At 53.3% G+C, this 13763-nt stretch carries 9 protein-coding genes; 5 read left to right on the top strand and 4 right to left on the bottom strand.

Features of this window, described 5'->3' with window-relative positions; genetic code table 11:
- The first annotated feature begins 1 nt into the window (after position 1).
- The gene (locus PGL01S_RS04045) at positions 2-2122 is read left to right on the top strand and encodes an alpha-galactosidase (RefSeq protein ID WP_127491667.1); all 2121 of its coding nucleotides are present in this window, start codon (positions 2-4) and stop codon (positions 2120-2122) included.
- Positions 2123-2141: 19 nt separating this feature from the next.
- Here PGL01S_RS04045 and PGL01S_RS04040 read toward each other — a convergent pair whose 3' ends face one another.
- Positions 2142-3032, bottom strand: a complete 891-nt coding sequence (locus tag PGL01S_RS04040) for an AraC family transcriptional regulator (protein WP_127491665.1) — start codon at positions 3030-3032, stop codon at positions 2142-2144.
- Positions 3033-3192: 160 nt separating this feature from the next.
- Between PGL01S_RS04040 and PGL01S_RS04035 the strand changes: the two genes are divergently transcribed.
- On the top strand, positions 3193-6537 hold the full coding sequence (locus PGL01S_RS04035) for a DUF5107 domain-containing protein (RefSeq protein ID WP_127491663.1): 3345 nt from the start codon (positions 3193-3195) through the stop codon (positions 6535-6537).
- Positions 6538-6630: 93 nt separating this feature from the next.
- Positions 6631-7581: an aldose epimerase family protein gene (locus PGL01S_RS04030; protein WP_127491661.1), complete on the top strand. Its 951-nt coding sequence runs from the start codon at positions 6631-6633 to the stop codon at positions 7579-7581.
- A gap of 1045 nt (positions 7582-8626) precedes the next feature.
- Here PGL01S_RS04030 and PGL01S_RS04025 read toward each other — a convergent pair.
- A complete protein-coding gene (locus PGL01S_RS04025; RefSeq protein WP_127491659.1) occupies positions 8627-9529 on the bottom strand; it encodes a LysR family transcriptional regulator in 903 nt (300 codons plus the stop codon).
- Between the two features lie 206 nt (positions 9530-9735).
- Here PGL01S_RS04025 and PGL01S_RS04020 point away from each other — a divergent pair, with 206 nt between their 5' ends.
- Positions 9736-10203 (top strand): DinB family protein, encoded by a 468-nt coding sequence (locus PGL01S_RS04020; protein WP_127491657.1) that lies wholly within the window; start codon positions 9736-9738, stop codon positions 10201-10203.
- Positions 10204-10242: 39 nt separating this feature from the next.
- Positions 10243-10647 (top strand): nuclear transport factor 2 family protein, encoded by a 405-nt coding sequence (locus PGL01S_RS04015; protein WP_127491655.1) that lies wholly within the window; start codon positions 10243-10245, stop codon positions 10645-10647.
- Positions 10648-10720: 73 nt separating this feature from the next.
- On the opposite strand, the gene dhaK is transcribed toward PGL01S_RS04015, so the two are convergent.
- Positions 10721-12481: a dihydroxyacetone kinase subunit DhaK gene (gene dhaK, locus PGL01S_RS04010; protein WP_127491653.1), complete on the bottom strand. Its 1761-nt coding sequence runs from the start codon at positions 12479-12481 to the stop codon at positions 10721-10723.
- Position 12482: 1 nt separating this feature from the next.
- Positions 12483-13619, bottom strand: coding sequence for a glycerol dehydrogenase (locus tag PGL01S_RS04005; protein ID WP_127491651.1), 1137 nt, complete (start codon positions 13617-13619; stop codon positions 12483-12485).
- Positions 13620-13763 lie beyond the last annotated feature (144 nt).

Genomic DNA, 13763 nt, shown 5'->3' with positions numbered 1-13763 from the left:
CTTGAACATACAATTTGACTCCGATTTGCAGTTATTTTCAATCTCGACGGTAAACAGCTCCTACGTGTTTGGTTTAAACGATAAGGGGATCCTGCAGCATTTGTATTGGGGGGCTCCCGTTGAAGCAGCCGATTGCGCGCTTCTCATGGGTTCCCGTTCGCATAGCTCGTTTGACGCCGCGCTTGACCGCGAAGCGGAAGAATTCGCTTTTTGGGGCGGGTTATCGTACATGGAGCCTACGCTGAAGGTTCGCTTGCACGATGGCGTGCGCGATCTGCGCCTTGTCTATGACGGATATCAAACGGAAGCAGCGGGCGGCAAAGAGACGCTGACCGTTACGCTGAAGGACGAGACGTACCCGATTGAAGCCCGTCTGATCTATACGGTAGTGCCCGGGCTTGATTTGATTGAGCGGTCCGCGGTTATCGTGAATACGGGCAGCGAGAATATCGTGCTGGAGAATGCCCAATCGGCAGCTTGGACGATGCCAACGCTCGAGAATTACCGGCTGACGCATGTAACGGGCAAATGGGCGGGCGAGTTTCAACTGAGGGAGACGGTGCTGTCGGAAGGGAAGAAGGTGCTGGAGTCCCGCCGCGGCTTTACCGATGCCCACGCGAATCCTTGGTTTGCGATCGACAACGGCAGAGCAACGGAGGAATCCGGAGAAGTATGGTTTGGCGCGCTCGCATGGAGCGGCAACTGGAAGATCGTAGCGGAGAAAACGGCGTTTGACCTTGTGCGGGTAACGGGCGGCATTAATGACTTCGACAGCGAATGGACGCTTGCTCCCGGAGAAAGCTTCGAGACGCCCGTATTTGTCGGAGGCTACGCTTCCGGCGGCTTTGGTTCGATGAGCCGAATGCTGCATCGCTATCAGTATGAAGTCGTGGCGCCGGGCCGGAGTCTGCGCAAGGTACTGTATAACTCGTGGGAAGCGACGTACTTTGACGTCAACGTTCAGGATCAGACGGCCCTTGCCGAGCGTGCGGCGAAGCTTGGCGTAGAGCTGTTCGTCATTGACGACGGCTGGTTCGGGCAGCGCAATCATGACCGCGCGGGCCTTGGGGATTGGATCGTTAATCCGGAGAAATTCCCGAACGGACTCGGCGAGCTGATTGACAAGGTTCGCGGACTTGGCATGGAGTTCGGCATCTGGGTAGAGCCGGAAGCCGTTAACCCGGACAGCGACCTGTACCGGCAGCACCCGGATTGGGTCTACCATTTCCCGACACGCTCGCGGACGGAGCTGAGAAACCAGCTTGTCCTCAACATTTCCATGCCGGAAGTAAAACGCTACATTATCGGCTTTATGTCCGATCTGCTGGAGCGTCATCATATTTCCTTCGTGAAATGGGACATGAACCGGACGATTACCGAGCCGGGCATGATGAACCATCCGCTTAACCGGCAGAAGGAGCTGTGGGTCCGCCATGTGCGAAGCTTGTATGAGATCTGGTCGGAGCTTAGGGAGAAATTCCCTCATGTCGCGTTTGAGACTTGCGCGGGCGGCGGTTCCCGCATCGACTTCGGCATGCTGCGTTATGCGGAGCAAGCTTGGCCAAGCGACAACACGGATGCTTTCGACCGGCTGAGCATTCAAGAAGGCTTCTCCTATGCGTACGCGCCGAAGCTGATGACCTGCTGGGTGACGGAAGAGGTAAGCGGAATGAACAAACGCGTGACTTCCATCCCGTATCGCTTCCATAGTGCCATGACGGGCACGCTTGGCATCGGGGCCAACCTGAATCATTGGAGCGAGGAGCAGCTTGCGGAAGCGGGCGCTTTGGTCGCGCAATACAAAACGATCCGTCCGCTCGTTCAAGAAGGCCGGCAGTATCGACTCCGCACGCTGAAGCATAAAGGCGTGGAAGCGGTGCAATACGTCGGTATCGGCGAAAGCGGGGAAGAAGAAAGCGTGCTGTTCGCCTTCCTGCATTCCCAGAAGCTTGGGGACCATTTCCCGCGTTTGCTTTTGCAGGGCCTTAACCCGGACAAGCGGTACGCTATTAAAGGTATCGAAGGCGTATTCAGCGGTCGGTCGCTCATGCGGATCGGCGTGGAGCTGCCGCTGAGAGGCGACTTCGACAGCTTGATGTACCATATTCGGGAACAACAATAATCGTATTCGGACGGGGAAGTTATCCTTTATGCGTGCTGCGGTACGCGGAAGGCGACTTCCCCATTATTTTTTTGAACAGCCGCGAGAAGTAATAGGGGTCCTGGAAGCCGACGCGAATGCCAACGGCCTTGACGCTTTGATCCGTCAGATCGAGGTATTGGCTGGCCAGCTGGATCTTCAGACGCAAGTAATAATCGATCGGCGAATAGCCGGTCTTTTTTTTGAACAATTGGGTAAAATGGGGCACGGACAGCGCCGCTTCCGCCGCCAGCTCCGCCAGCGACACGTTATCCTCCAGATGCTCCGTCATATATTGAATCGCCTTCTCGATGTCGAGCTGCCTGCGTGGGCTTGGAGCAGCCTGGCGATGCGCATGAATTAACCGGATCATGCCCGCCAGATGACAGGCGAGCTGCGAGACGTAGACGACATGATCCAGCGTGTAGCCTTTCAGCAGCATTTCGTAGCATTCGTCGAACAGCCCGATGATCGCCGAGGAACGCTCCACCGGGATGGGCACGGGGGCTGCTTTCCCCTGCTCGCCGAAGAAGGAGAAAGCAAGCTCGCCTTTGAGATGGATCCAATAGATGGTCCATGGCTCCTCTTCCGACGATCCGTATTCATGGGGCGTACCGGCGGGAATAACGGCAAGCTCGCCTTTGCGTACCTCATGGCGCCGCTCGTCGTCCAGTTTGACCCATCCGCAGCCGTCCGTGCAGTACATGACAATATAGGCCTCGCTTCCTTCCGGACGGCGGCGGTAGTGATGCCGCGCGTAAGGGAAGCAGCCGATATCCGTAATATGAAGGGGCCGGATAAGAGGATGGGCGGCATATTCGGCCAATATGTGATCGGGAAGCACTATTAGTCTCTGTGAAGGGAAGCCATCTTCCTTTAATAATCTATCCATGCCTTGAGATATCCTCCAATCATGCCTGTAGATCGGTCTTCGTATGTTCTAATAATCATCATATTGTCCATTATAATCATTTGATTGTCAATGGCGGTCCTAGCCGCGATTGCGTACGATTAATCCATAACTATCGTACCTCTGGGAGGATGAATCGAGAATGGCTGCTGAAGTAAAAGTATGGGAGCAGACGGTGGAGCTGCCCACTTATGAAGTCGGGAAACCGGACCCTAATCCGATGTTTCTGGAGAAACGCGTCTATCAAGGAAGCTCGGGACGGGTCTACCCGCATCCCGTTATCGACAAGATTTACGACGAGAAGGTGATGAAGCCTTACCGGATCGTTTTTTTGGAAAATGAATTCGTGCAAATTCAACTGATGCCCGAGCTTGGAGGCCGGATCTACCGGGCGGTGGATAAGACGAACAATTATGATTTCGTCTATCATAATCAGGTCATCAAGCCGGCTTTGGTTGGACTTGCCGGTCCTTGGATCTCCGGCGGCATTGAGTTCAACTGGCCGCAGCATCACCGTCCGAACACCTACGGACCGGTGGAATGCGATATTCGGGAGAATGCGGACGGCAGCAAGACGGTATGGGTCGGAGAAATCGACCGGATGTACGGAACCAAGGTGACGACAGGCTTCACCCTGTTCCCAGGAAAGGCTTATCTGGAAATAAGCGCGCAGCTGTTCAACCGGACCTCCGAGCCGCAAACGTTCCTGTGGTGGGCGAATCCGGCGGTTGCGGTCAACGACCATACGCAGTCCGTATTTCCGCCCGACGTTCACGCCGTGTTTGACCACGGCAAGCGGGATGTATCCAAATTCCCGATCGCAACCGGCACGTATTACAAAATGGACTATTCCGAAGGAGTCGACATTTCCCGTTACCGCAACATTCCGGTGCCAACCTCGTATATGGCGTACCGGTCGGATTACGATTTTGTCGGCGGCTATGACCACAACGTGAAAGCGGGCATTCTTCATATTGCCAACAAGCATGTGTCTCCCGGCAAAAAACAATGGACCTGGGGACATGGCGAATTTGGCCAGGCCTGGGACCGGAACCTGACGGACGAGGACGGGCCTTACATCGAGCTGATGACGGGCGTTTATACGGATAACCAGCCGGACTTCACCTGGCTGCAGCCGTACGAGGAGAAAAGCTTCAAGCAATACTTCATGCCTTACAAGGAAGTCGGCATGGTGAAGAATGCTACGATCGATGCCGCGGTTAATCTGGAAGTCGAAGGCCGGCAGGCTAGCGTAAATGCATACGCGACTTCGGTCTACGCAAATGCCCGCATCGTATTAAAGGGGGCAGCCCGCACCTATATTGATCAAACGGCGGATTTATCGCCATCCCAGGTTTTTGCCGCAACAGTGGTTCTTGAAGAAGGGGAGCTGGAGGAGAATCTGAAGCTTGCGGTATTCGCGGACAACGGCAAAGAGCTGGTCAGCTATCGTCCCCAGCGGAAGCAGCTGGAGAAAACGCCGGATCCGGCAAAAGCGATTGGCGAGCCGGAAGAGCTTCGCAGTACGGAGGCGTTATTCCTCGCAGCGCAGCATCTGGAGCAGTACCGGCATGCAACTTACGAGCCCGATCCTTACTACTTGGAAGGACTTAAGCGCGATCCGGGGGATATCCGCCTGAACAATGCTTACGGCTTGCTGCTGCTGCGACGGGGCCAATTCGCGGAGAGCGAGACGTATTTCCGCCGCGCGATCGAGACGCTGACGCGGCATAATGCGCGGCCATACGACGCGGAGCCATTCTTCCATCTGGGCAAGGTGCTGAAATGGCAGGGGCGTCATGAGGAAGCATTCGCCGCCTTCTATAAGTCGGTCTGGTCCGGTGCTTGGCAGGCCGCGGGATATTTTGCCCTTGCCCAGCTCGCCTCGGGCAGCGGCAAATACGAGGAAGCGCTGGAGTTAATCGATCGTTCCATCGATGCGCAGTATCGCAACCGCAAGGCCAGGCTGTTAAAAACGGCTCTGCTGCGCAGATTGGGACGCCTGGAAGAAGCGGGGCGGGTGGCGGCGGAAACATCCGAGTATGATCCGATCGACTTTGGCTCGCGCAACGAATGGATTCGCATTCATCAGCTGGAAGGAAGGGAAGAGCAAGCTTCGGCAGCTTTGGAAGCTCTCGCCGGCCTTATGCGGGACGACGCCCACAATTACATCTCGCTGGCGCAAGATTACGCGGATGCGGGATTGTACGCCGAAGCGCAAGACGTGCTGGGGCGGATCGAGGAGCGGACGGCGGGCAGCGTCTATCCGATGGTCCATTATTACCAGGGGTACTACCATCATATGGCGGGAGACCAATCCGCAGGCAACTATTGCTACTCGCTTGGCCAAGAGGCGAACCCGGCTTACTGCTTCCCGAATACGCTTGCGGATTACGTTGTTCTGACCCATGCGGCCCGGGTACGCGCGGATGACGCAAGAGCGTTCTATTATCTCGGCAATCTGCTGTATGACAAGAAGCGCCATGCGGAAGCCGCGGCAAGCTGGGAAGCTTCGGCGGCCATCGACGGCAATTACGCAACCGTGCACCGAAATCTCGCGCTTGCTTATTACAATAAACAGAACAAGCCGGAAGCGGCCTTGGCTTCGCTTGAGAAAGCGCATGCCTTGGCGCCGGACGACGCCCGCATTTTCTACGAGCTGGATCAGCTGTACAAGAAGCTGGCCTACACGGCGGAGCAGCGCCTGGCCGTCTTGGAGCGGAACAAGGAGCTGGTAGAGCTTCGCGATGATTTGTATCTCGAATACGTAACGCTTTACAACTCGCTTGGGCGTCATGAAGAAGCGCTGGAGCTCATCTTCGCCCGCAACTTCCATCCTTGGGAAGGCGGAGAAGGAAAGGTGCCGGCCCAATACGTACTGGCCCGCGTAGAGCTGGCTAAGCAGCTTCTGGAGCAAAGGCAAGCCGGCGAAGCCATCAAACAGCTGGAAGCGGCTAAGCAATATCCGTTGTCCATTAACGAAGGCAAGCTTGAAGGCGCGCAAGAGAACAATATCAATTACTATCTCGGCATGGCGTACCGGATTCTCGGCGACGCGGAGCGGGCTGAGGCCTTCTGGTCGCTGGCTTCGGAAGGGCTGGACGAACCAACTAGCGCCATGTTCTATAACGACCAGCCGCCTCACATGATTTATTACCAAGGCGTGGCGCTGCGCGAGCTCGGACGCGAGCGGGAAGCCCGCAGCCGGTTCAACAAGCTGGTCGACTACGGCGAGCAGCATTTGTTCCAGCCGCAGAAGATCGATTACTTTGCGGTATCGCTTCCGGATTTCCTGGTCTTCGACGAGGATCTGGACAAGAAGAACCGCATTCATTGCCACTACATGATAGCGCTTGGTCAATTAGGCTTAGGGCAGGCGGCAGCCGCCGAAGAGCATTTCCGCAAAGTGCTGGAGCTTGAGCCGACCCATCAGGGTGCCGCTATTCATTGTAGCTTGCCGGCTTCGGCCGTGGAGCATATCTCATAATTTCGCGGGAGCGAGGTACAGTCCGGTCAGGACTGTGCAACGCTCCTTTATTTGCCGAAGCCGCTTCATTAAGACGGGAGGTGCTTGAAGACAATGACAAGCATGTATTGGGAGAAAGTAATGTTCGAGGGGTGCGAGGCGTGGAGAGGCCGTTCTTCCATGCTGGAGCTGACGCTTATTCCGTCGCTGGGCAGCAAGGTCGTATCGCTCAAGAACGCTGCCGCCAGCCGGGAGTGGTTGTCCCGCACAACGCTTCCGCTTGGCAACGCGGGGTATGCCAGTTCTTTCGCGGAAGCCGACGGGAGCGGCTGGGACGAGATGTTCCCGACGGTGGATGCTTGCCGTCTGCGGCAATCGCCGTGGGCGGGCATTGAATTGCCCGATCACGGCGAGGTGTGGTCGTTGGCCTGGGAATGCGGCCTGCGGGACGATCAGCTTCATTGCGAGGTGGAAGGCCGCAGACTTCCCTACCGGTTGGAGAAGACCTGCTCGTTTACGGAAGAGGGACGCTTGAGGATTGATTATATCGCGCATAATCTAGGCGCTGAACCTCTCCCGTTTCTATGGGCAGCTCATCCCTTGTTTCAAGTCGAAGCGGGAATGGAAATTATCGTACCCGCAAGGCTGGAACGAATTGCGGTGTCCTACTCCCATAATCGCAGACTAGGCGATAAGGGAACGCTTCTGCCGTGGCCACGGCCGCTGCCGAACGTCAGCTTGAATATCGCGGAAGCGGCGGACGCGGAAACCGCGGAGAAGTTTTATTTTGACGGGCCGCTGCCGGATGGCCGGGCTTCCCTGTATGATCCCGCAAGCGGGGAGATGCTTACGATGACATTCCCGAAGGAGCAGGTCCCTTATTTGGCGGTGTGGGCGAATTACGGCGGTTATTTGAATCAGTATCATGTTGCGCTGGAGCCCGCAACCGGCTTCCTCGACGATGCGTCCGCAGCTTGGGACGAGGGTGAAACCTCGGTTATTCCCGGATACGGCCGGTACGAATGGTATCTGGAGCTTGAGCTTGAAAATAAACAACGCCAATAAGCAACGTCTATAACCTTTTCCTTCTTCCGGCTTTTTGTTGCCTTCGCCGTTTTATTATCGGGTTCCGAATAATACAATGGGCTTAAAGAAGGTTGTCGAAGAGGGAGGAGGATTCGTAGGCATGGAGACGTTTGGCAGAGGCTGCCTCTGGCTTATTATTGCGCTTTAGGCTTGCTGGTGCTCGCCGTCATTACCCAAAGTACGATTCATATTCCTTGGTTTATCTTTATTCCCATCGTCGTTCTCGTTTTCTGGATGGCTTCAAAGAAAAACAAAAAATGAGATACGGCATGCATGAAGGGCTGTCCCGAAGTCATTATTTGACGACGGGGCTGTCCTTTGTTTTTTATAAGCTTGGCTTAGAGCTTGATTGGATTTCATACAGCGTAAGAAGCGGTTTTTCCCTGCGATCCGAGCTACATTGGATTGTCTACATTAAAAACAGCCTATTTTTGTAATAGCAGCGTATTCCCGCCCTTTTTACTGGAGTGAATCCAACGTAGTCTCTGAAGTTCTTTCTATTAACCTGTTTTCATTGGAGAAAATCCAACGTCCGGTGAGTGCCCGGGAATGACACAATAGTTTTTGTCCGGATCCTTATCAAAAAGTAAATGTCGATGGCTCCGCTTTTATATATGGCGATCATTTCAATGAAAAAACCACGCTAACCTTGAAAGGAAATTATAATAAAAAAGAATATAGTTTCCAGGGCTCCTTAACAATTGGTGACAACATCAAGCTTGAACATGTTCTATTTGCGAGCGGGTACAGCCTCATCTCTTACGTCCGCGCAGAAAGGACATCCGTAGGTCAAGTCTTTTTTGATCCTAAAAGTTTAAGAGTATCTTTTGAGGTAACCGACCCGGAGATATACAAGCTTATTACATATCAAGAATACGATGGAAAATCAAAGCTTGTTTTCAGCTCTCCCGCTGTAAATAGGGATGAGGCTCAAAGAGTTAACGAAGAGCTGGAACAAATGAAAGCGCCATTCGATAAATAGTTGCGGGAATATACGCTGGATTTGGAGAAGGATCCAACTGCCCTATGGGGACTTTGCATGCTTGATCGCATTCTCGATGTAGGCTCTTACGGTTTTGATGAATGTGCGCATAGCATATCCAATATATTTGTCTCTGCGATAAATTAGACATATATCCTGGGAAGGTGAGGGATTCTTCAAATGCACGACTTTAATGTCGGGATTATGCAGATTTTCAAGCAGCAATCGCGGTAGAACGCAAGCGCCAACCTCATTTTGCACCATCTGGAGGAGAGATGATAAGGTTGTCGTCACCATATGAGGCTGCAAAGAAAACCCGTTGTCCGTGGCATAACGGTCGATCAGCATGCGGCATTGATGGTCGGGCGGGAACATGACCAGCTTCAGGGTTTGGAGCTTGTTGAATGGGATAATGCTCTCGGTTGCAAGAGGATCATTCCTGCTTACCGCCAATGAGAATTCTTCGTGAAACAAGGGGATTGAAGTGAGCCGTTCGTCTATAACAGGCCCAATAGTTACTCCGATATCAATGCTCCTGTCCAGTACTTGTTCGGTTACCTTCATAGATTCCAGTAGAGATAGAGAGATGGTTGGATACGTCTGGTGGAAGCTTAGCAGCAAAGCGTTAAACAGGAGATCCGCATCACCGGGCAAAACACCAATCGATAACGATCCTCCTCGCATCTGCTTCAGGTCAGCGATAGCGTCGCTCGCTTGTTGAAGATGTCCGAGCACGGCAGCGCCATGTTCACGGAGAATCGCTCCCGCTTCCGTCAGGACAATCGTTTTTCCAATTCTATCGAATAACAGGACTCCTAATTCCTCTTCTAATCTCCTTATCTGCTGACTAATGTTGGGGGCGCTGACTCCCATTTTTTCAGCCGCTCTCGTAAAGTGAAGCTCTTCGCATATCGCCATAAAATACTGCAGTTGTTTGAACTCCATAGCTCATACCTGCCTTCCATCGCTATGCGGGTATTTGATTAATGAATAGTGTCACGCGATCTTCCGCTTCTGTCAATATCTTGTTGTTAACTTATGCTTAACGTTTCGGTAACGCCTGCTGCATTGATGGAAAGTTCCGTGTGGAGGTAATCTTGGGATAAGAAAACGAACCACATGAAGTCAACTTTATTAGGAGGCGGTTAACAATGACACAATCCATTATCAATACCGGTAAAATGCTTCATCAGATCGTGATTGGCAAGCTACAAGGTATAACGGAAGGCTATTATGACACGCAACCGGAAGGCTTCAACAATACCATTCGTTGGAATGTCGGTCATATCATCTATTGGATGGATCAGTATTGTTCTATAAGCTTTGGTACCCCCTCGTCTATTCCCAGAACGTATCCAGAGTTGTTTAACTCTGGAACAAGACCTTCGGATTGGACGATTGTTCCTCCGTCTACGGAAGAGCTTGCAGAGTTATTAACGGCACAGTTTTCCCGCCTATCTGAGCTGACGCCTGAAATGCTGGAAAAGAAGCTTTCAGCTCCTTATGTATTTGGACCGTTTCAATTTAACACGGCCGGAGAATTATTCAACTTCGCCCTTATTCACGAAGCCATTCACCTAGGAACGATATCCAGCCAGTTGCAGGTTTTGTCGCGCTAATTGCTGTGAAGCATGAATTACATGAAGGAGGGCTCTTCCATGCATAAGTCCACTGGTACGCGTATATCCCGGACGTATGATGCATTTGATGCTTTCAAGCATGCTTTCGAAACAGGGAAGACCATACATTTTCTTCAGAAGGTAACGGAGGATTTTCGTTTCCGCGTCCCACTACCTTTGGAGGGATGGAACAACGAGCAGTATGGCAAAGAGAGGTTCGAGGATCTGATTAGGTTCGAACGCTCCGTATTGCAAGCATATTTCACCCCTATCCTTGTGCTAGAAAACGAAGACAACGGGATTGTTGTATTTCGCGCCGAAGGGGTATTAAACGGAAAGTCTTATCTCAATGAGCTTACTGTCGTCTTTGAGTATGAAGAAGACAGGATCCGGTCTTTCCGAGAATATGTAGGGACACCGTTAAAAAACTACGAGGCTCCATAAGTATGAGTTGAACAAAGCAGCAGCCTGGGAATTGCATTTCATCCCAGGCTGCTGCTTTATGCTTATTCGCTTATTATTTCAACACAACCGACAATCCAGTGAAAATAACCCCAAGCGCGTATGCGCCCGCATCGGGATAACCGATGCTGCGTTCGCCGACGGTGCCGGCGCGGCCCATGCGGGCAACGATCGTCTCGGTTTGCTTGGCGCCTTCGACTGCTGCTTCGGCAGCCGCAATGCCGGCAGCCTTCAGCTCGGTTCCCGCTTCCGCAGCGGATTTCCAGCTTTCCGCGTAAGGAATCAACGCGTCGATAAGCGTCTTGTCGCCTACAACGGCTCCGCGGCCAAAGGACCGTTCGCCGGTTGCCTGAATGCCTTTCACTACCGCATCAAGCAGTTCCGCTACCTCGGCAACAGTCAGCTCCGTTTTGCCTTCGGCATATTTGCCGCCCGCGCGGAAGGCCGAGCCCCAGATCGGACCGGACGCGCCGCCGCAATGCTCCATGATGATCAGGGAGCAGGCATGCAGGAAGCTGCCGATATCCTCGGACTCGCCCACGATATCCTTCCATTCCGCTTTCAGCTGCTTGAAGCCTTTCGCCACGCTCATGCCAAAGTCCCCGTCGCCGGCATGGGAATCCAGCTCGCAGAACGGCACTTCGTTCTCGATAATAATCTCGCTCATCTTATCGATAAGGTAAGTCAGATTGCGGAGGGACAGCTTTCCGTTCTCCACTACGGCATACTCTTCGCTTGTTTCAACGCGGTAAGACACGTTCTCATCATTTGCTGCCGTTTCCTCCAAAGCCACATAGGACACGGGCTTCGAGGCACCCCCGCGCACAAGGAAGGCAGGCGTATCGCATTCTTCGTTCAGCAGCTGCTTCAGCTGCTCGTCCAGCTTCATGATGGACAGGGATGCACCTGCCATATCGATGCTGGTCATGTAGTTGCCGACAAACACCTTGTTAACGGCAATGCCTTTTTCATGCAGCTCGCGCATGACGGCATTGTTCAGCAGGTACAGCTCCTGAAGCGGAGTACCTCCAAAGCCGTTGACCAAAACGGCAATTTCCTCGGTGGAGCCGGCATTCATGCCCAGGCTGGCAAGCAGCTCCGATACCATGCGCTGTGCAAGCTCGTCGGCGGAAATTCGCTTTTCTCTGCGGATCCCGGGCTCGCCGTGGATGCCAACGCCGTATTCCATTTCGTCTTCGCCAATCGCAAACGTTGGCGTGCCTTTCGCCGGAACCGTGCAGGAGGTAAAAGCAAACCCGATGCTTCGGACATTTGCAATCGCGTTCTCCGCCGCAGCTTTTACTTCGGCGAGACTCCGTCCCGCTTCCGCCGCAGCGCCGGCAATCTTATGAACAAGCACCGTGCCGGCAACGCCGCGGCGTCCAACCGTATACAGGCTGTCCTCAACGGCAATGTCGTCGTCGACTTTGACGTAATCAACCTGAATGCCGTCTTCTGCCGCAAGATGAGCGGCATTCTTGAAGTTCATCATATCGCCGCTGTAGTTCTTGATAATAAGCAGCGTGCCTTGCTCGCTTGCCGTAGACTTAATCGCCTGATAGACCTGAATCTGCGAAGGGGAGGCAAAGACGTCGCCGCAGACCGCCGCATCGAGCATTCCTTTGCCGATAAAGCCGGCATGAGCGGGCTCGTGGCCGCTGCCGCCGCCGCTGATCAGCGTCACTTTGGCGGCGTTAATGTCTTTTTTCTTCATGACTTTATATTTAGAGTTGAATTCGAGACCCGGATGCGCCATCGCAAGTCCGTTACACATCTCGCGGACAAGCGTCTCCGGCTGATTGATGATCTTTTTCATCTTACGACTTCCTTCCTTGTTTGAAAGCCTGGCCGAGCTGATCGGCAACAATGATCGCAGCGGCTACCGCTTCCTCCGTAATCGGGAATGGCATAGCATGAATCGATTCTTCCGGGATGCAGGCAAGCGCCGCAACCTGTGCAAGCTCCTCGCCGATAATGCTGTCTACGCCGATATCGGAAAGACATACCGGCAGTCCAACCGCCGCGCAGAATGCAAGCACTTCGTTTACTTCTTCCTTCGGCGCGTTCTCCAGAACGAGCTGCGCAATCGTGCTGAAGGCAACCTTCTCGCCGTGGAAATAGTGATGCGTGCCTTCAAGCACGGTCAGTCCGTTATGAATCGCATGGGCTGCCGCAAGGCCTCCGCTTTCGAAGCCAAGACCGGAGAGCAGGATGTTGGTCTCGATGATATTCTCAAGCGCCGTTGTCACCTTGTTGCTGTCGGACGCCAACTTCGCTTGCACGCCGTCCTCGAGGAGTGTCTCATAGCAGAGCTTCGCAAGCGCAAGCGCCGCTTTGGTTCCGCGGGCGATTGGCGCCGCGCCGGCATGTACGCCGTTAGGCAGGCCGGCATTTACTTTGGAGAAGGAGCGGGACGTTGCTCTAGCTTCAAAGTAAGTCGACAACGCGTCGCCCATGCCGGATACGAGGAAGCGTGTAGGGGCATTCGCAATAACGGTCGTGTCGATCATTACAACGCTAGGGCTGGATTTAAAGTATGCATAATCCTCGAAAGCCCCGTCATTCGTGTAAATAACGGCGGAATGGCTTGTTGGAGCATCGGTCGCTGCAATCGTCGGAACGATAATAAGCGCTTCGCCTTCGGCTACGCATTTCGCGGTATCGATCGCCTTGCCGCCGCCGAGGCCAATCGTGCAGGAGCAGTTTTTCTCACGGGCAAGCTCTTTCAAACGGGCGATTTCCTCACGGGAGCATTCGCCGCGGAATCCGCTTTCAACCAGCGTAATATGGAATTTATTAGAAGTAAAGTCCAGCTTGTCCTTTACGCGCTTTACATCATCGGGATGAGCAATTAGAAGGGCGGAATCGCCGTACGATTGAACGAAAAAGCCGAGGTTAAGCAGTTCGTTTTCACCTTGAACGTATTTGCTTGGGCTGATAAATGCTTTTCTCATCTTGGATATACCTCCTGAAATGAATTCATACTTCGTAAGCATGAGCCATGGTAAGCCTTCGCTTACGGACTACTCTCATTATAAAATCAGGGGGCGGGAGGAAGCATTGTACGATAAGCGCAAAATAAAGCAGATTACGATGGT

The sequence above is a fragment of the Paenibacillus glycanilyticus NBRC 16618 genome (assembly GCF_004000805.1).
Classification (GTDB): domain Bacteria; phylum Bacillota; class Bacilli; order Paenibacillales; family Paenibacillaceae; genus Pristimantibacillus; species Pristimantibacillus glycanilyticus.
The sequence above is the reverse complement of the archived record's forward strand: the minus strand, read 5'-3'. Positions and strand labels throughout refer to the sequence as shown.

Bases quoted from the DNA above. Each gene is read 5' to 3' on its own strand.
- dhaK (WP_127491653.1), bottom strand. From the start codon at position 12,481: ATGAAAAAGATCATCAATCAGCCGGAGACGCTTGTCCGCGAGATGTGT.
- PGL01S_RS04035 (WP_127491663.1), top strand. From the start codon at position 3,193: ATGGCTGCTGAAGTAAAAGTATGGGAGCAGACGGTGGAGCTGCCCACT.
- PGL01S_RS04030 (WP_127491661.1), top strand. From the start codon at position 6,631: ATGACAAGCATGTATTGGGAGAAAGTAATGTTCGAGGGGTGCGAGGCG.
- PGL01S_RS04015 (WP_127491655.1), top strand. From the start codon at position 10,243: ATGCATAAGTCCACTGGTACGCGTATATCCCGGACGTATGATGCATTT.
- PGL01S_RS04040 (WP_127491665.1), bottom strand. From the start codon at position 3,032: ATGGATAGATTATTAAAGGAAGATGGCTTCCCTTCACAGAGACTAATA.
- PGL01S_RS04020 (WP_127491657.1), top strand. From the start codon at position 9,736: ATGACACAATCCATTATCAATACCGGTAAAATGCTTCATCAGATCGTG.
- PGL01S_RS04005 (WP_127491651.1), bottom strand. From the start codon at position 13,619: ATGAGAAAAGCATTTATCAGCCCAAGCAAATACGTTCAAGGTGAAAAC.
- PGL01S_RS04025 (WP_127491659.1), bottom strand. From the start codon at position 9,529: ATGGAGTTCAAACAACTGCAGTATTTTATGGCGATATGCGAAGAGCTT.